Origin of the sequence: Barnesiella sp. ET7, assembly GCF_024733785.1 — a bacterium.
GTDB classification, from domain to species: domain Bacteria; phylum Bacteroidota; class Bacteroidia; order Bacteroidales; family Barnesiellaceae; genus Barnesiella; species Barnesiella merdigallinarum.
Map to the genome: position 1 here is coordinate 24,854 of NZ_JANRHM010000003.1, position 19,555 is coordinate 44,408.

The following is a 19,555-nucleotide window of genomic DNA, read 5'->3' on the forward strand; positions in this document are numbered from 1 at the left end:
CCATAAACGACCACACCGGTCCATTTGTTCAATCCATCATCCTCGAGGCAATACCTCGCCCCAGATTTTGATTTTCCATAAGATTTACATTACCTTTGGTCTATCAATCCATTATACACGATTATGAAAAATATCATTCTCTTCGACACACCCCAGCAGCATCTCGAGCTGCTGCCCCTGGCCTTCACCCGCCCCGTCGCCGACATACGCGTGGGTATCCTCACCCTGAGAGAAAAGTGGGAACGCCTGCTGCCCGGCAGCTACTCCTATATCACCCCCGAATATATGGCCGGGAAATATCCGGCCGTCATCGCCCCCGACAACCTCTTCATCGCCGGTCACCTCATCCCCGACGATACACTGGTTGCCCAGATAGACCGGTTGCAGCCGGGCGAGGCGCTGGTCGACCAGGATACGGTCATCGCCTTCCGGGGCAGCGAAACCGACTTCCGCGAAGGGCGTCACACCGCCACGCTCGCTTGCGAGCAAGAGCCCCGCTACATTCACCACCTCTACGACATCTTCCTGCTCAACGGCGAGTGTCTCGAGGCCGATTTCAAACTCATCACCCGCGGCCGCACCAGCCAGCCGCTCAGCCCGTCGAACCGCGTCATCGGCGACCCCTGCTTTGCCGACGGAACCCCCAAGATATTCATCGAGCCCGGAGCCAAGGCCGAGTGCGCCATCTTCAACGTGACCAACGGCCCCATCTACCTGGGTGCCGACAGCGAGGTGATGGAGGGCAGTTGCATACGGGCCCCCTTCGCCGCCTGCGAACATGTGTTTGTCAACATGGGTACCAAAATCTACGGAGCCACCACCCTGGGACCCTACTGCAAGGTGGGCGGCGAACTGAACAACGTGGTGATGTTCGGCTTCTCCAACAAGGCACACGACGGATTCCTGGGCAACGCCGTCATCGGCGAATGGTGCAACCTGGGCGCCGGCGCCGTAGCCTCGAACCTCAAGAACGATTACAGCGAAATAAAACTGTGGAACTACCCCACCCGCCGCTTCCTGCGCACCCACCTGCAATTCTGCGGCCTCATCATGGGCGACCACTCCAAGGCCGGCATCAACACCATGTTCAACACCGCTACGGTGATAGGCGTGGGAGTCAACATTCACGGTGCCGGGTTCCCCCGCAACTTCGTCGCCTCGTTCAGCGAGGGCGGCACGGCCGGCTTCACCGACGTGCAACTACCTAAATTCTACGCCATTGCCGAGAAAATGATGGCCCGTCGGGGACGCTCGCTCACCGAAGCCGACAAGACTATTTTCGAAGCTATCTACAATCAGGCCGAACAATTGAAGTAGTGCATAAAATAGAATTAAACTAAATTACAAAAAACAGCACCTCTACTGAACAAAATGTCACGAAAAGTAATATATTTGCAACAGAATCATCATACTTATGCAAAGAGTTACTTCAAAGATTGCTTTAGGGGTGCTGTTTTTTGCATCTTCACTTAGCAGCAAAGCCATACCGGCTTACCCCCACGTAGTCGAGTACACCCAACCCGACGGTACAGTGCTCACCATTTCGCTCACAGGCGACGAGCACGGACACTACTACCAGACCCTCGACCGTATCCCTGTCGGGAAAGGCGACGACGGCTTCTACCGATACCTCGACCTGAGGGGGAATACCCTCCGGCAAACTTTCATTGCTCGCAATCCACAGAATCGCACGCCTCGCGAAAAGGCGTTCGTCGACAGTCTTCGCACAAAAAGCTCATATCGCCAGGCTATACAGCAAAAACGCATCAACAGACGCCAACGTTTAGCCCGGGCATTCGACTTTCCCAACCGGGGCGAAGTGCGGGGCCTCATCATTTTGGCCCAATATGCCGACATAAAATTCTCGCCGGTGGGTACACGCGAGGCTTTCGAGGCCCAAATGAACCAAAAGGGCTATGCCGAAAACGGAGCCACCGGCAGCGCCCGCGACTACTTTATAGACCAGTCGAACGGTGTATTCATGCCCTCGTTCGATGTGGTAGGGCCGGTCACCCTCTCTCACGACATGAAATACTACGGAGAGAACGATTTTTACGGGAACGACCTCAACCTGGCGGCCATGATTACCGAGGCCTGTACCGAAGCTCACGAAAAATGCGATGTCAACTTTGCCGATTATGATTTCGACAACGACGGTACAGTCGACTTGGTATATGTCATCTATGCCGGACATGCCGAATCGAACGGAGCCGACGAGAACACCATTTGGCCCGCTGCCGGTACCCTCGACGAGTTTGGTCACTCCCTCACCCTCGACGGGAAAAAGATTTCGACCTTTGCCTGTTCCTCGGAACTAAGTGGAGAAACAGGCGAAATCCTGAGCGGAATAGGAACCTTCTGCCACGAATTTAGCCACTGTCTGGGACTCCCCGACATCTACAACACCGAGTATGGCGACACCTTCGGCATGGGAACCTGGAGCCTCATGGACATGGGCAGCTACAACAACGACAGCAAAACTCCCGTAGGCTACTCGGCTTTCGAACGATACAGCTGCGGCTGGCTCGACCTGCAAGAACTGCAAGAGCCACAAGCCCACATCGCCCTCCCGCCGCTCAACCGCTCGAATCGGGCCTGTCTCATGCGGTCGCCCCATAACGAAAACGAATTTTTCACCCTCGAAAACCGGCAACAGACAGGCTGGGACCGATATGCCGCCGGGCACGGACTCATGATTGTACACATCGACTATGACCCTGTGGCCTGGGATAACAACACCGTCAACAACACCGAAGGACACGAACGGGTGCAAATCGTACCGGCCGACGGCAATTTCACCAACCCGGAAGGCGACCTGTTCCCCGGCACAACCTACAATACCTATTTTACCGAAGACAGTAATCCCGCACCCGAATTGTATAGCGAAGGAGCTTTGAACAAACCGATTATCGACATTCGCGAATCGAACGACACCGTCTATTTCCATTTCATGATCGACCGACTGTCCACCCCCGACCAACTGGGCGTAACCGACGTGACCGACGACGGTTTCACGGCTACTTGGGGTGCAATCGACGGAGCCGATTCCTACACCGTAACTTTGTCCGAACAATACCCCCTGAATACCTTGCTGTTAGGCGAGTCGTTCTCGGGTTTCGCAAGCGGTACTTACTTGATGCCCGACACGACCGAAATTTCACAAAGCCTCGACTCCTACACACAACAACCGGGTTGGACCGGCGAGCGAATAGGCCAATGCGGCGGACGTTGCTGTATCAAAGCCAAGGGATACATGGTCTCGCCCCGGCTCGATTTCAGCGGCGACGGAACTTTCACTCTCGAATTTGAGGCCCAAACCACCCGCAGCTACTACGACGGGCTCGTTATCACACTTTGCGAAAACGCCGATTTCACAGGAGAAAAAATCATCTTCTCCCTGAAAAGCCCTACCTCAAAGACTCTCATCTCCCAAACTTTCAACACGTCAATCGACTCGGGATACCTCAAAATCGAGAGTCTCTCGAACCTCGCGTTGTCGAACCTCTCGCTCTATTCGGGCGAAAAATCGACAGCGCCCAAAAAACCGGTCGCCTCTCATGCAGAGCCTGCAATCATCACCGGGGTCACCGACAATCACTATTCGTTCACCGGGCTGAACCGACAGAGCAAATACCTCTTCAAGATACAAGCCCAAAACACCTACACCCGCTCCGACGAATCGATAAAATTCAAGGTAGGCAACACCTCCGCAATCGACAAGATCGAGACGTCGGGCATGCGCCATATCGCTACAAATCGGAATATACTGCATATATACGGTCAACCCGGCGACCCGGTAACCATCGTATCGATGACCGGACAAGTTCTCCTGAAACGGCAATTAACCGCCGATTCCCTCTCTCTCACGTTGCCGAGCGGTCTGTTCATCATACGTGTCGGCGACGAAACTTTCAAAGCAATCATATCACCTTTAACCCTTTAATCGGAAAAGCATGAAAAATTTACTACTTGTCGGAGCCTTGTGCTCCCTCACGCTGTTACCCTCGACAGCCGCACAATCTTTCGATGAAAACCCGGCTCAACGAAGAGTCGAAATAATTCAGACCGCTAGAAAGAGCATACGCTCCGAGGCCGCCAGAACTTTGAAAACCTATGAGCAAAACGGGCGTAAAATCGCAGTAAAAGAGACTCTCGACGGCAAACGCCGCTTCAAGGCCTTTGCCAATCGGAAAGAGAACCTGGCTCCTGTATATACCGCTCAAAAAGAGGCGATGCCGGCTGCCGACGAAGAATATACCTTGGCCGAAGGCTTTGAAGAATTTGCCAACCATATCGACGACCCCGATGCGCTCGAATGGCTGCCCGAAGGCTGGACCAGCATCAATACACACCCCAACTACGACGACCCCGATGCACTCTGGTACAGTTGGTACATCACCGAACCCAGCATCGCAAAAGGGCTTCCGCTGAACCCCGAAAGCCAATACATTGCCTATATCCAATACGACGAATACGAAGAGTCGGACGAGTGGCTTATCACCAAGCCCATCACCGTCAAAGAAGAAGACTATCTCTTCTTCGATTTGAGTTACCTCCCCTGCTACGTATTCTATAATTTCTATAACAAAGACGACGGTATCGCCGCCACCATGAAGATAAAAATCTCGGACAACGGCGGTGAATCATGGGATTTGCTGCTCGATGTGGCCGACCTGGAATATACCGACGAAGAACTGGAAATCTCCGATTTCCGCCGGTTCAGAATCGACATCAGCGATTATGCAGGGAAGACGGTATTAATCGCTTTCCAATACGAAGGAGTATACGGCGACTCGATGCAACTCGACGAAGTGTATGTACGCCCCATGCTGCCTACCGCCATCTACAACCGTCCGCAAGGAACGTTCCTCTCGGGTGTCAACTACAAGTGGGAAGCCTTCTCGACAACCTCGATTTTTGCACCCGCATTCAAAGATCTCGTGTGGAACAACTACTCCAACGAAGCCTTGTCGTATCAATGGGATTGCGACGGCGAAAACTACGACACCCCGACCTACACGGCCAACTATTCCATAGGCACACACTCGGTGCCCTCTCTCACCGCTACGTCCGGTTCGCGCCAAAGTTTCTACACCTGGAACGGCACTCTAACGGCAGGCCGGGCCATGACCATCGGCAATCTCGATGTCAATAACAACCGGCTCACCGTGCTCTCCTATAACGACGTGCCGGCTCCCCGAAACTACGTTTTCGGCAGTTGCGAACTCGATATGCGAGGTTACCACATCACCACCAAGGCCGTGATGAACATCTTTGAGAAACCTTGCTCCCCGATGCTCATCTCGGGTGTCGACCTCATTCTGGCCACCTTCGAGGCACCCGACGATGCCGAGTTCTTCCTGAGAGCCGTAGCTCTTACCGAAACAGGGGAGCTGGGCGACACACTGGCTATCGCTTCGCTCAAAGCCTCCGACGTAGAGGCTACCGAACTGGGTGGATACTATGGATATGGCATGCATTTCGAGTTTCTCAAAGAGGTGAACGGAACCCCCATGCCGCAACGGCTCCTCATCGACGAACCTATGGCCTATATTTTCGACGGATTTGACCGCGACGACGTAGTTGTCGGCGTGGTTTCGAACAGCGTCGAACAAACCTTCGACGCCGGTGCCTATGTATACCGTCTCCTTTCCAAAGAGGGTGAAGAGGATATGGTCGACATCTCCTCGATGGGCAGCTATTCTCTGGCCATGTCGCTGTGCAATGCCTCCATGTCGAGCCTCGGATGCGAAAGCCCCGTCGAGATTCCCGGAACGGCAGGCAGCTCGTCTGTCACGGTCTACTCGACCTTGTTCATGGCCGACGGTATCGACTGCACCGCAGCCGATTCGTGGCTCACACCGGGAACTCCGGTCGACGGTGCCTCAACCGAAATCTCGATACCCATTACATTCGAAGCTCTCCCCGAGGGAACCTCGCAACGCACGACAACGCTGACCGTAGAGACCCTCTATGCCGACCCGATTACCATCGAAATCATTCAGGACAAAAACGTTTCGGGTATCACCTCGGCCTCGATACTGAGCGGACTTTATGTAGCCAACACATCGGGCGAACTGGAATTTATCCACGCCCAAAATAGAACCGGCAAACTGGCTGTCTACAACATGCAGGGGATAAACCTGGTTACTGCCGACCTCTCGACAAGCGGAACGACCTCGCTCGACATCGACCTGGAGAGCGGCATCTACGTTGCCGTAGCCCAATATGCCGATGGCGGCTGCGAAAAGGCCAAATTCATCAAGCAATAACACTATCGGAAGCCTGGGAGAAAGAGAGCTCGGCAACGGGCCATCCTCCCAGGCTTTCTCATATCTTTACGGTCCGCACTCGAGGACCTTTGCACGACTCACGACAATCCCGGAAATTTTTCCCAATCGACAACCGCTATCCTCCCATACATACCTATTTGACACGAAAGGGAAAAAATATCTTGCCATAAGTTTCGATTTGTCAAAAGAATTTATTTATATTTGCAAATAACTAATGACAAAACCAAAATGATTATATAAGGGGACATATAAACAAGGGGACAACATTCAATAAGACATTTATAAAACAGCGTTAACTTTTTGTTTCTACAGATCTGAAAAATTCGGGCATACCGCAGAGAGAAAGTTCTGTGCACTTATTGCGCCCGTGCCGACTTAATATCGTGGTTTTTATACGATTTTCTAAGGTTTTAAAGAATGAAAAAGTTTGGGTCCGCGCTCTTTTATATTCGTCTGTAACACACACATAAACATTCCGATTTTGGGACCGGTCGGATTTTAATCAACATTTTATACTATGAAGTATTCAACATTTCGTATCGTGCTTCTCATGTGCATGGTATTCGCATTCGCCGCTTGCGAAGAAGATCAACCCACCAATGTCGATACCATATGGACAAGGGGACTAGTTAACTACGAAGAGGGCTTTGAATTTCTCAACAAAAACATTGCCATCACCTGGAACGAGGGGAAAATCGAAGGTGTAGCAGGCCGCATGACCACCTTCACCGACCTGGGTGTACAACGCACCGAGACAATCGACCTGAGTGCCTTCGGCATACCCGAAGAGGGCGAGTCGTTCTGTGTTCCGGAACTGGGACACCTCTATTTCGTGCACCAGGCTTGGGAAAGCGAAACCCGCATTCAGAACCACTGCGGTTATTTCCGGGTAATCGAATTTTTGGGGAACCAGAAGGGTGTCGTCATCTTATCGTCGGAATATACCCCAGCCGGATGGAACTGGATAGGTCAATAACAAGCACAGAGGGGGCAAATTTAAATAAACGAACCTATCCTACAGCGAGGGCTGCCCTTTCTCGGGCAGCCCTCGTATTTTATTCTCTATCAATAAAATCGTCTTTTACCCCACGATGCGGGTACCCCCGTGAGGCTGCCCGATGGCATCGGCCCGGGTAATAATGACCTCGCGCACCCCGTGGCGAATGGCATCGAAGGCATTTTCGAGTTTGGGTATCATACCGCCCTGCACCACGCCTTCGGCCCGGTAGGTCTCGAACTGTTGTCGGGTCATCTCGGCAATTACGCTGTTGTCGTCGTTCTCATCGCGCAACACCCCCCGCTTTTCAAAACAATAGACCAGCGATACTTCGTAACGCGAAGCCAGAGCCTTCGCGGTTTCGCCGGCCATGGTATCGGCATTGGTGTTGAGCATCGATCCTTGCCCGTCGTGGGTAAGCGGTGCAATCACGGGCACGACACCCATCTCGATGAGTGCCGACAGGGCGGCAGCGTCGACGCGACGCACATCGCCCACGTAACCGTAGTCGACCTCGCCCACCGGACGTTTGTCCGACAGCAGGATATTCATGTCGGCCCCCGTCATACCCAGCGCATTTACTCCCTGGGCCTGCAGGCCGGCCACGATATTCTTGTTCACCAGGCCGGCGTAGACCATGGTCACCACCTCGAGCATGGCCTTGTCGGTGATGCGACGACCGCCCACCATACGGCTCTCGATACCCAGCCGCGACGCCATGGCCGTGGCCGATCGGCCGCCTCCGTGCACCAGCACCTTGCGGCCGGGTATGGCGGCAAACGAGGCGAGCAGGCGACTCAACGTAGCCTGCTCCTCCACAATCTTACCGCCCACTTTTATCAGCGTGAGTTTCTCCATACCGGTTTATGCGTTGCTTTCGTCACCGCCGAACTCCATCAGATAGGCTTTGATAAAACCGTCGATCTTGCCGTCCATCACGCCTTGCACGTCGGAGGTCTGGTAGTTGGTGCGGTGGTCTTTCACCCGGCGGTCGTCAAACACATAGCTGCGTATCTGCGACCCCCACTCGATTTTCTTCTTGCCGGCCTCAATCTTGGCCTGCTCGGCCATACGGTGCTGCAACTCCTTGTCGTACAAGATAGAGCGCAACTGGCGCATGGCGTTCTCTCGGTTCTTGGGTTGGTCGCGGGTCTCGGTATTCTCGATCAGAATCTCCTCCTCTTCGCCCGTATAGGGATCTTTGAACTGGTAACGCAACCGCACGCCCGACTCCACCTTGTTCACATTCTGTCCACCGGCACCGCTCGAACGGAAAGTATCCCACGAGATGTTGGCGGGGTTGATGTTGATTTCGATGGTATCGTCGACCAGCGGTGTCACGAATACCGATGCAAACGAGGTCATGCGCTTGCCCTGAGCGTTGTAGGGCGATACCCGCACCAGACGGTGCACGCCGTTTTCGCTCTTCAGGTAACCGTAGACATAGTCGCCCTCGATCTGTATCGTCACCGACTTGATACCGGCCTCATCGCCCTCGAGAATATTGGAGATGGAGGTCTTGTAGTTGTGCTGTTCGCACCAGCGCAAGTACATGCGCATGAGCATCGAAGCCCAGTCTTGCGCCTCGGTACCACCGGCACCCGAGTTGATTTTCAATACCACGCCCAACTTGTCCTCTTCGCGACGCAGCATGTTGCGCAACTCGAGATTCTCAATCAGCGTCATCGTATGGTGATAAATCTCGTCGACCTCCTCTTCCGAAACGATACCCTCTTTTACAAAGTCGAAGGCCAGCTTCAACTCCTCGACCGATTTCTCGATTTCGGTATAGCTGTCTATCCAGAAGTGCAACGATTTTACCTTTTTCATCTGCGCTTCGGCCTTCTTCTGGTCTTCCCAGAAGTCGGGCACATGGGTGCGCAACTCCTCTTCTTCTACCTCGATTTTCTTCGAATCGATGTCAAAGATACCTCCTCAACGCCAACTTGCGTTCTTCTGTCTCTTTTAATTGTTCTTGTGTAATCATATCTTTATCACTTGTTTCTGTTATACGAAAAAAGGGTGTACAAAATTATACACCCTTGTGCTATTTACCAAATTTCGGTTTTCGTTTTTAGGCATACATCGCCTCTATCTCCTCCTTGTAGAGCAGGTTGATGACCGACCGGCGTATCTTGAGCGTGTTGGTCAACTCGCCTTTCTCCATGCTGAAGGCTCTCGGCAGCAGCGTGAAACGCTTGATTTGCTCGAAGCGGGCAAAGTTCTTTTGCAGCGCGTCGATACGCTCCGAGATAAGAGCATGAATCTTCTGGTTCTTCACCAGATCCTCGAGGGTGCGGTACTGTATGTGCTTCTGAGCGGCATACTCCTTCAGGGCCTCGAAGGCCGGGATAATGATGGCCGTCACATACTTGCGCTGGTCGCCGATGACGGCTACCTGATCGATATACTTGTCTTCGCCCAGGCGGGTCTCCAGAGCCTGCGGGGCAATGTATTTCCCGTTCGAAGTCTTGAAGAGGTCTTTCAAACGCTCGGTCAAGGCCAAAGCCCCTTCGTCGTTTATCTTGCCGGCATCGCCCGTGCGGAACCAGCCGTCCTCGGTAAAGACGCGGGCCGTCTCCTCGGGCTTGCGATAGTAGCCCTTCATCACGGTCTTGCCCTTCACCAGTATCTCGTTGTTCTCGCCCAACTTCACCTGAATATCGGGCATGAGCGAGCCTACGGTACCGAACTCGTAGCCGGTCAGGTCGAAGCAGCTCACCGTGGCCGTCGTCTCCGACAAGCCATAGCCATAGACGATATTGATGCCGCAGATGTGCAGAAATTCGTTGATGGTATCGGAGAGCGGAGCCCCGGCGGTGGGGAAGATATTGCCGTTCTCCACCCCTACGGCTCGACGGATTTTCGAGAATACGAACTTGTCGTAGAATTTGTACTGACACTCGAGCCACAGCGGAACCCGTTTTCCTACACGCAGATACTCCACATTGCGACGGCGTCCGATGGCAAAAGCCCGTTCGGTGAGACGACGGGTCATCCCCTTCGTCTTCGACAGTTTGTCCTGGATGGCCGAGTAGACCTTCTCCCAGAAACGGGGCACGCTGCACATGATGGTAGGACGCACCTCGCGAATGGTATTCTGTATATCCTTGGGGTCTACGTTGATGGCAATGCGCATGCCTACCGTCAGGCAGTAGTACGACCAAGCCCGCTCGAAGACGTGGGTCAACGGCAGGAAGCAGAGCGATACGTCGCTGTCGGAGCAAGTCACCAACCGTTGCAGGTGAATGCGCATGGCCTCGTCGTAGTTCGAGTGAGCCAGCATCACCCCTTTGGGCTCGCCGGTCGTACCCGAGGTGTAGATGAGCGTAGCCAAATCGTCGGGCGTACCGGCATTGCGACGGCGTTCTACCTCGGCTACCACATCGGCACCGGCCAGACGGCCCTGCTCCATGAGGTCATCGAAATAGATCGACGTATGGTCGTCGGCAGTCCGCTTGATGGCAGGGTCGAAAAGAATGAGTTTCTCGAGCGTAGGACACTCACGCAGGGCCACAATGGCATTGTCGTACTGCACCTGCCCGCCCACAAACAGAAAGCGCACCTCGGCTTCGTCGATGATGTACTTAATCTGGTCGAGCGAACTGGTGGGATAGAGCGGAACGACTACCGCACGGTTGTCGAATGCCGCAAAATCCACGATGAGACCTTCGGGTTTGTTTTGTGTATATGTCGAAATGTTTTCTTGCTCGCGAATACCTAAGAGAACCATAGCTTGCGCTATGTACGATACCTGTTCAGAGAAACGGTTCCAAGAGGTAGGAACCCATTGATTGTGCTCATAGTCCTTATGGCTGAACGCCTCACGGTTTCCGTATTTGGCAGCCTGTTTGCGAACCAAAGCGGTAAGTTGATTTACCATAAATTCAGTTATAAATCCGCTGCAAAGTTACGCATTATATTGACTCTATGACCATTTTAATAAGTTTTAAGCAGATTGGGCACTTTCATTTTGCCAACTCGACATAGCAAAAACGCAAGACTTCCTATCTATTTATCAACATTTCGGGCGATTTATCCCCTCAAATTCAAATAGTTAATTACTGTTAATATTTTATCCCCGTTTTTTCGACCTTTCCCTACAATTTGTACAAGAAGTTACTGAAAGAGATAAAAATAAACTACTTTTGCATAAACTCGTAACCACCATGTATTCGAAAGACGAACTCTACTACATAGCCACCGACCTGCTGCACCGGCTCATTGCCACCCCTTCGGTCAGCCGGGAGGAGGGACAGGCAGCCCAACTCCTGTGCGAAACGCTCGAAAAAAACCGATTCACCCCGCACCGCATCGGCAACAACGTATGGACCCTGGCCGGGAAGTACGACCCGGCGAAACCGACCCTCCTGCTCAACTCGCACATCGACACCGTGAAACCGGTGGCCAGTTGGAGCCGCAACCCTTTTGAACCTGCCGAAGAGGAAGGTCGCCTCTACGGTCTGGGCAGCAACGACGCCGGAGCCAGTCTGGTATCGCTGCTCGCCGCCTTCCTGTTCCTGGCCGACAGCGAGCAACCCTACAACCTGATTTTCCTGGCTTCGGCCGAAGAGGAGGTTTCGGGAGCAAACGGCATCGCCCGGGCCTTGCAGGAGCTGCCCCCTGTCGATCTGGCCATCGTGGGCGAACCTACGGCCATGCAACCGGCCATCTGCGAAAAGGGGCTGCTGGTGCTCGACTGTACCACGCACGGGCGGTCGGGACACGCTGCCCGCGAAGAGGGAATCAACGCCCTCTACAAAGCTACCGAGGCTATCGAACGGCTGCGGCGATTCGAGTTCCCCCTCGTCTCGGAGTGGCTGGGACGGACGAAACTCACCGTCACCCAGATAGAGGCCGGCACGCAGCACAACGTGGTGCCCGACCGCTGCAACTTCGTCATCGACCTGCGCACTACCGATTGCTACACCAACGCCCAGGCGGTCGAAATCTTGCGCGAGAACTTCCCCGACGTGACCTTCACCCCCCGCTCGCTGCGGCTCAACTCGTCGTCCATATCGCCACGACACCCCTTCGTGCGACGGTGCATACTCACCGGACGCGAACCCTTCGGGTCGCCTACCCTCTCGGACCAGGCGCTCATGCCCTTCCCTTCGGTCAAGATAGGACCGGGCGAATCGTCGCGCTCCCACACGGCCGACGAGTATATCCTCCTCGACGAGATACGCGAAGCCATCGAGCTCTACACTTGTCTGCTCGACAACCTGCAATTCGAAAAAAATCAGTGTAACAGCCGTTCGGCCAGAATAGCCGAACCGCGTCCTCCCCACGACACATAACGATAGACCAGCGGCAGAAACCACCGCAAGGTGCTGTCGTCGCGAACCTGGTCGAGGGTCCAGTGATAAATTTCGGGCCCTCGAGGGCTCTTCTCGCGACGACACAGACCGGCCACCACCATCTGCTTGTAGAGCAAGAGCCGGTGCAGACGACGCTTGTCGGGATGGTTGCTCTGCTCCACATCGGCATGGGCATGGGCAATAGCCTGCAAAATATCGTCACTGTTGGGGGCATAGCGATAGCCGGTAATGCTGTCGGCATGCAGATAGACATGGACCAGCGGCGGCCGCTCGATCCACACCACCCGGTCAGTAGCGAGCAACAGACGCAGCCCCAGCTCCCAATCTTCCCAACGCATATACTCCTCGCGCCATCCGCCTACGGCCCGCACCAATGCCGTGCGCACCGCATAACGCTGTGTACCCAGCGTGCAATGAAACAGATGGGGCTCCACCCGATTGGAAAAGACCGCCTTGGCCCGATAGGGACTACCTGCCTCGGGCACCATCTCGACCGTACACCCCACGATGTCGACCTGCGGATGGCTGTCGAAAGCCTGCATATACCGGGCAATAGCCTCGGGCACGTAGGTATCGTCACTATCGAAGAACGAGACAAACTCCTCCCGCACGCACGACAACCCCCGGTTGCGGGCAGCCGAAGGGCCCCGCTTCGCCTCCTGGGTCACCGTCACTTCGAAGTTGTCGCTCTCATAGCGGGCTTTCAGCTCCCGGCACAGCGCCAGCGACCCGTCGGTCGACCCGTTGTCGACCAGCACGACATGCAGGGGCCGGTAGGTCTGCGCCACAATCGAGGCAAACGTCCGCACCAACTCCTTCTCCCGATTGTAGACGGGCACTACTATGGCTATGCTTGTCGGTTTCATCGTTACAAATATAACGAAAGTCGAAAATAGAAAAACAAACTCACTTGATTTTTATACTGAAGCATATCTCATATATATGAGAAAAACGGGAATAATGCACTGCTACTTGTACATAATGTAATCTATGCGGAATAGAGACAAAGGAAAAAGTCAAAAATGATATTAAAAATAATATCAAAAAGGTTGCAAATGATATTGATATTCGTATCTTTGCATTGTGACTATCGCATGTTGTGTATGACGATTATATGCTCAATATCACAAAAGAAAGGAGGTTGGAGTGAAATACAATGAACTTGAACGACTTCTAAAAAAAGCCGGTTGTGAACTGATAAAAAATAATGGAGCTCACCCAACATGGTATAGCCCCAAAACAGGAAAATATTTTCAAACAAGCCACCATAAATCAGAAGAGGTGAAACCGGGTACATTGAAAAGCATTAAAAGGGATGCGGGGATTGAGTAACCCATATCTTACACTATATATATTTTACTATTTTTAATTACTATACTTGATAAATCAGTCAGTTATCAAGGTAAAATACAAGAATATGGCAAAGAAAGAAATCAGCGTTGTTATTGAACGGGGAGTTGACGGCACCTATTCAGCATTCATTCCTGACAACAACTGCGAATTCGGTTGCATTGGAGAAGGAAAAAGCGTTGAAGAAACCAAAAATGATTTTTTGGCAGCCGTTGATGAGATGAAAGAAGTTTATCAAATGAATGGGAAAAAGTTTCCTGACGTAGAGTTTAATTTTACTTATGACATAGCATCTTTCCTTAATTACTATGCCTACGCCTTTTCGTTGGCAGGTTTGGCTCGTATCACGGGTGTCAATCAAGGGCAGTTGAGTCATTATGTAACAGGCCGAAGGAAGCCCTCAAAAACGACCATCGAAAAGATTGAGAAATCCCTGCATGAATTTGCCCACGAAATCGGGGGAATAAAATTCGTATAATTTGGAAATAAGGAAATAGACAGAAAATCCTGCCAGATTGGTGGGATTTTTTTATTCTATTCGATACTCCCCTCAACCATCCTGACCTTCCTTCTGTCATAAATCTTCGATAGCCAATCAGGCTTCTATCAAGACAGAAGCCATGCGTTTATCTTTCCCCATCCCAATTATAAATTCTTTTCTTAAAATTGTCGCCGATACGGCAAAAACGGTGTAACTTTATCCTCCGGGAAAGTTGCAGCAATCGGGGCGATGCCGTTTGGCTTATTCTTTTTAAAAAACCACCGTCACCCCATTGATTCATAACGATGTAACCAACTTATACTCATCTGCCGCCATGACCGAAGAGACGCTGAAGAAACTGAAGATACTTACCGAATCGGCAAAATACGATGTATCGTGTTCGTCGAGCGGCACCGTGCGGTCCAACACCCGGGGAGGGTTGGGCAATACGGTGGGCGGGATAGGTATATGCCACAGTTTTGCCGACGACGGTCGTTGCATCTCGCTGCTGAAAACGATGCTCACCAACTCGTGCATGTACGACTGTGCCTACTGCATCAACCGGCGGAGCAACGATATTCCACGGGCCACCTTTTCGGTGCGGGAGCTGGTGGAGCTCACCATCGAATTTTACCGGCGCAACTACATCGAGGGACTGTTCCTCAGCTCGGGCGTGGTGCGTAACCCCGATTACACCATGGAGCGTCTGGTAGCCGTCGTGAAAGACTTGCGCACCATCCACCGGTTCAACGGCTACATCCACTTGAAAAGCATTCCCGGAGCCAGCCGCGAACTGGTGAACGAGGCCGGCAAGTATGCCGACCGCATGAGCGTGAACATCGAGATTCCCAACGAATGCTCACTGAAACTGCTGGCTCCCGAAAAAGATTTCAAAAGCGTCTACGAGCCCATGGCCTACATCCAGCAACAGACCCTCGCCTCGAAAGAGGAGCGCAAACTCTTCAGGCACGCCCCTCGTTTCGTCCCGGCCGGGCAGAGCACGCAGATGATTGTGGGGGCTACCCCCGACCACGACCGCGACATCCTGCGGCTGTCGTCGGCCCTCTACGCCCGTCCCACCATGCGACGTGTCTACTACTCGGGCTATATCCATGTCAACACCTACGACACCCGGCTCCCCATGCTGAAGCAGCCCCCTCTGGTACGCGAAAACCGACTCTACCAGGCCGACTGGCTCTTGCGCTTCTACCAGTTCAAGGTCGACGAGATTGTCGACGATGCCAACCCCGACCTCGACCTCGAGATTGACCCCAAGCTGGCGTGGGCCCTACGTCACCCCGAAGTCTTCCCGGTCGACATCAACAAGGCTCCCTACGAACTCATCCTCCGGGTTCCCGGCATCGGGGTGAAATCGGCCACCCTCATCGTCAACTCCCGCCGCTTCAATCGCATCAACAGCTCGCATCTGAAGAAGATGGGGGTAGTGATGAAGAAAGCCAAATACTTCATCACCTGCGGCGAGCTGATGTCACCTACCGTCAACGAACTCCGCCCCGAGAACGTAAGGCGACTGCTCACCCCGTCGACCTCGAAGCGGCGAGACGACCACCAGTTGCAACTACCCCTGTTCCACGATTAACGATACTCCGCCGTGTCCCTGATTATCTTTCAATACGACCGCACGTTCGACGGCATGCTCACCGTCGTGTTCGACGCCTACGCCCGCCGTTCGTTCCCGCAGGTGATTCAGGGCACCGACGAGCCGCTCCCACTCTTCTACGACGAGGTGCACCCGGTCATCACCGACGAAGCGAAGGCCGGCCGGGTGTGGAAGGCGCTCGAGAAGAAGCTGTCGAAGGATGCCCTCTCGTGCCTCACCGTAAGCTACCTCTCGGAGCTGCCCGAACTGGACCTGCACCTGTTTCGCTACATCTGCAAGAATATCGACAGCCCCGTAAGCCTCGAGAACAACCTGGCCGACGACGACATTCTGTTTGTCACCAACACCTTCCGCAAGGTGCTGTACGAGCGTCTGCGCATGATGCAGTTCATCCGCTTCCAGAAGGCGGCCGACGGCACCTACTTCGGCATCATGGAGCCGCAATACAACGTCTTGCCGCTGGCCATAGCCCACTTCAAGGACCGCTTTGCCGACCAACCCTTTGTCCTCTACGACAAGAGGCGCCACTACGGCTATTACTACGACCAGCACGAGGTCACCCAGGTGACCTTCGACGAGAGCCTGCCCCACTTCGTCACCGGCAAGCTGGACGAGTCGCTCATGGCCGAAGACGAAAAACTGTTCCAGGAGCTGTGGCGCACCTACTTCAAGGCCGTCTGCATACGCGACCGGCTCAATCCCCGCAAACAGCGGAAAGACATGCCCGTGCGATACTGGAAATACCTCACCGAAAAAAACAAGTGACGGCCCCGCTCCTGCGTGCGGCCTCCCGATAAAACAAGTGCAGCGGCAAACGAGAGCACAAGTCTCGGTTTGTCGCTGCACCACCTTTTTATCAATCATCACTAAAACAGCTCTATCGAAAGCGGGGGCACTCAAACAGGCTCCCCCTCAACCCTCTGCGGGTCTGTCACCGTCAGTTGCTGCCACCCCCCAAGGCGTTGTAGAGGGTGATGATGGACTGACAGTGGGTGAAACTGTCCGACACCAGGTTCAGCCGGGCATTCAGCAACGACTGTTGGGCCGTGAGCAGTTCGAGGTAAGTGGCATTGCCCGTTTTGTAGAGAGCTTCCGAAGTTTCGACCGTGCGCTCCAGTTCGCGGCACTGCTTCTGGTGAATCTCCAGATTGCGCTGGGCCGACTCGACGGCATAGAGCGCGTCGCTCACCTCCTGCCCGGCATCGAGCAACGTCTGCTTGTAGTTGAGCAAGGCAATCTGCTCCTCGTCTTTCGATACCCGCAGGTTCGAAATCAGTTTCCCCCGGTTGAAAATCGGCTGGGTCAGCGAGGCCACGGCCGAGAGAATCCACCCGCCGGGATTGGTCACCACCTGCCCCAGCGCGTTGGTCCACCCCGCACTGCCCGAGAGGGTGAGGTTGGGATAGAAGGCCGAGCGGGCCTGGTTGGTCGTATAGTAGGCACTGGCCAAGGTCATCTCGGCTTCACGCACATCGGGCCGTTTCGAGAGCAGCCGCAACGGTACCCCCACGTTGAAAATCTCGGGGAACTGCTGTTCGGCCAACTGTCCCCGCTCGATGGCCCGGGGCGTGATTCCCAGCACGGTACAGAGGGCATTCTCGGCCTCGTGCTGCTGCCGCAGCAGGTCGTTGTGGGTGGCCTCCAGTTCATACAGGTTGGCCCGCGCCTGGGTGACGGCATTCTCGGTCTCCTCGCCCACCTTCAACAGCGACTCCATGATGCTCGCCGTCTCGGCCAGCGTGCTGCCGGCAGGGGTATCGAGGCTCACGAAGATGGAGCCGGTATCTTCCGAGGGCACCAGACTGGTCTTGGTCGTTGCCATCAGATAGAGCAGCAGCCCCACCGAGGCGGCAAACGAGGTCCACACCAGCCACTTGTGCTTGATAAAGAACTTGGCCCCCTCCTTATACTTGAACACGAGGCGTTTGAATATCGCATCGAAGGCCAGCCGGAACCGGGTTGAGAACTCGGGCTTCTTCCCGTCGACCAGAATCTCGTTGGGCCGCAACAGCAGCGCACAGAGTGCCGGCGACAGGGTGAGGGCGTTGATGGCCGAGATACCCACGGCTACCGCCATGGTGATACCGAACTGGGTGTAGAACACGCCCGAGGTACCCCCCATGAACGACACCGGCACAAACACCGCCATGAACACCAGCGTAGAGGTGACGATGGCCGACGAGATACCGCTCATGGCATCGATCGAGGCCTTGTAGGGCGAGCGATACCCCTCGTCGAACTTCACCTGCACCGCCTCGACCACGATGATGGCATCGTCGACTATCGTACCGATGGCCAGCACCAGGGCAAAGAGGGTGAGCAGGTTGATGCTGAACCCGGCCAGATAGAGCACGGCAAAGGTACCGATAAGCGACACGAAGATGCTGACGGTAGGGATAAGCGTCGACCGCGGGTTCTGCAGGAACACGTAAACCACCAGTACCACCAGCACGATGGCCTCGAGCAGCGTCTTGATTACCTCGTTGATCGAGGCGTCGAGGAAGTTCTTGGTACTCATCAGCTTCACAATCTCCATATCCTCGGGCAGGTTCTCCTGCAACTCGTCGAGCAACTGGTCGATGTTGGTGATGATTTCGTTGGCATTCGTTCCGGCCGTCTGGTTAATCATACAGGTCGTACCCGGCGCACCGTTCACCCGGCCGGTGTAGGAGTAGCTCTGCGAGCCCAGCTCGACCGTGGCAATATCTTTCAACCGCAGCACCCGGCCGTCGTCGAAGGCCTTGATGACAATCTCCTCGAACTCCTGCTCCTTCTCGAGACGTCCGCGGTATTTGAGGGTATACTGATAGACATTCTTCGAATCTTCGCCGATAGCACCCGTCGAGGCCTCGATATTCTGGCTCGCGAGGGCCGCCTCCACGTCGCTCGGCTCCAGCTCATACTGGGCCATCACGTCGGGCTTCAGCCAGATACGCATGGCATAGTCGCCACCCATCACATTCACCTCGCCTACGCCCGAGATACGTTGTATCTGCGGCTTGATATTGATGCTCAGGTAGTTGGTGAGAAACGCTTCGTCGTAGGTGCCGTTGGGACTGTAGAGGCCGAAAATCTTCAGCATGCTGCTCTGCCGCTTCATGGTGGTTACGCCCACCTTGGTCACCTCGGCCGGCAGCAGCGAGGTGGCGGTAGAGACCTTGTTCTGCACGTTCACGGCCGCCATGTCGGGGTCGCTGCCCTGTTTGAAGTAGACCGTAATCTCGGCACTGCCCGTATTGCTGGCGGTCGAGGTCATGTAGGTCATGTTCTCCACGCCGTTGATAGCCTCTTCGAGCGGCACAATCACACTCTTCTGCACCGCCTCGGCATTGGCGCCGCTATAGGTGGTCGATACCCGTATGGTAGGCGGGGCGATGTCGGGGTATTGCTCCACCGACAGGGCAAAGAGCCCGATCAATCCTGCTACGAGGATGACGACCGAAATCACCATCGACAAGATGGGCCGGTCTATGAAATATTGCAGCTTCATGG

The 19,555-nt window shown here is 54.2% G+C and carries 14 protein-coding genes; 9 read left to right on the forward strand and 5 right to left on the reverse strand.

All coding sequences use genetic code 11. From position 1 onward, the window contains the following. Positions 1-123: 123 nt before the first annotated feature. The 4 genes from NW211_RS02625 to NW211_RS02640 all read left to right on the forward strand — a co-directional run bounded on the left by NW211_RS02625 (position 124) and on the right by NW211_RS02640 (position 7,269). Positions 124-1,317 carry a putative sugar nucleotidyl transferase gene (locus NW211_RS02625; RefSeq protein ID WP_258326814.1) on the forward strand — a complete coding sequence of 398 codons (1,194 nt, stop codon included), beginning with the start codon at positions 124-126 and terminating at the stop codon, positions 1,315-1,317. Between the two features lie 97 nt (positions 1,318-1,414). Next, positions 1,415-3,943 (forward strand): M6 family metalloprotease domain-containing protein, encoded by a 2,529-nt coding sequence (locus NW211_RS02630; RefSeq protein WP_258326815.1) that lies wholly within the window; start codon positions 1,415-1,417, stop codon positions 3,941-3,943. 10 nt (positions 3,944-3,953) lie between these two features. Then, the gene (locus NW211_RS02635; protein ID WP_143240898.1) at positions 3,954-6,272 is read left to right on the forward strand and encodes a T9SS-dependent choice-of-anchor J family protein; all 2,319 of its coding nucleotides are present in this window, start codon (positions 3,954-3,956) and stop codon (positions 6,270-6,272) included. Between the two features lie 538 nt (positions 6,273-6,810). Next, positions 6,811-7,269 (forward strand): hypothetical protein, encoded by a 459-nt coding sequence (locus tag NW211_RS02640; protein ID WP_258326816.1) that lies wholly within the window; start codon positions 6,811-6,813, stop codon positions 7,267-7,269. A gap of 105 nt (positions 7,270-7,374) precedes the next feature. On the opposite strand, the gene argB is transcribed toward NW211_RS02640, so the two are convergent. The 3 genes from argB to NW211_RS02655 all read right to left on the reverse strand — a co-directional run bounded on the left by argB (position 7,375) and on the right by NW211_RS02655 (position 11,173). After that, on the reverse strand, positions 7,375-8,148 hold the full coding sequence (gene argB / locus NW211_RS02645; RefSeq protein WP_258326817.1) for an acetylglutamate kinase: 774 nt from the start codon (positions 8,146-8,148) through the stop codon (positions 7,375-7,377). A 6-nt stretch (positions 8,149-8,154) separates the two neighbouring features. Beyond that, positions 8,155-9,277 (reverse strand): peptide chain release factor 2 gene (gene prfB / locus NW211_RS02650; RefSeq protein ID WP_143240896.1). Its coding sequence is split into 2 segments (ribosomal slippage): positions 8,155-9,213 and positions 9,215-9,277, totalling 1,122 coding nucleotides; the frame shifts between segments, so codons are not numbered across the junction. Between the two features lie 87 nt (positions 9,278-9,364). Continuing rightward, positions 9,365-11,173, reverse strand: a complete 1,809-nt coding sequence (locus NW211_RS02655; protein ID WP_087408008.1) for a long-chain fatty acid--CoA ligase — start codon at positions 11,171-11,173, stop codon at positions 9,365-9,367. Between the two features lie 286 nt (positions 11,174-11,459). Between NW211_RS02655 and NW211_RS02660 the strand changes: the two genes are divergently transcribed. After that, positions 11,460-12,590: a M20 family metallo-hydrolase gene (locus tag NW211_RS02660; protein ID WP_258326819.1), complete on the forward strand. Its 1,131-nt coding sequence runs from the start codon at positions 11,460-11,462 to the stop codon at positions 12,588-12,590. Here the strand turns inward: NW211_RS02660 and NW211_RS02665 are convergent. After that, positions 12,533-13,477 (reverse strand): glycosyltransferase family A protein, encoded by a 945-nt coding sequence (locus NW211_RS02665; protein WP_258326820.1) that lies wholly within the window; start codon positions 13,475-13,477, stop codon positions 12,533-12,535. The two genes, NW211_RS02660 and NW211_RS02665, sit on opposite strands and share 58 nt — an antisense overlap. 280 nt (positions 13,478-13,757) lie before the next feature. Between NW211_RS02665 and NW211_RS02670 the strand changes: the two genes are divergently transcribed. The 4 genes from NW211_RS02670 (at position 13,758) to NW211_RS02685 (ending at position 16,828) form a co-directional block, all read left to right on the forward strand. Next, a complete protein-coding gene (locus NW211_RS02670) occupies positions 13,758-13,943 on the forward strand; it encodes a type II toxin-antitoxin system HicA family toxin (protein ID WP_258326821.1) in 186 nt (61 codons plus the stop codon). A gap of 85 nt (positions 13,944-14,028) precedes the next feature. After that, positions 14,029-14,439 (forward strand): type II toxin-antitoxin system HicB family antitoxin, encoded by a 411-nt coding sequence (locus NW211_RS02675; RefSeq protein ID WP_258326822.1) that lies wholly within the window; start codon positions 14,029-14,031, stop codon positions 14,437-14,439. Between the two features lie 337 nt (positions 14,440-14,776). Next, entirely contained in the window at positions 14,777-16,042 is a 1,266-nt protein-coding gene (locus NW211_RS02680; RefSeq protein ID WP_087408049.1) for a putative DNA modification/repair radical SAM protein, read from the forward strand. A gap of 18 nt (positions 16,043-16,060) precedes the next feature. Then, positions 16,061-16,828 (forward strand): TIGR03915 family putative DNA repair protein, encoded by a 768-nt coding sequence (locus NW211_RS02685; RefSeq protein WP_258326924.1) that lies wholly within the window; start codon positions 16,061-16,063, stop codon positions 16,826-16,828. A gap of 172 nt (positions 16,829-17,000) precedes the next feature. On the opposite strand, the gene NW211_RS02690 is transcribed toward NW211_RS02685, so the two are convergent. Further along, positions 17,001-19,553, reverse strand: coding sequence for an efflux RND transporter permease subunit (locus NW211_RS02690; protein WP_375379566.1), 2,553 nt, complete (start codon positions 19,551-19,553; stop codon positions 17,001-17,003). Positions 19,554-19,555: the final 2 nt, after the last annotated feature.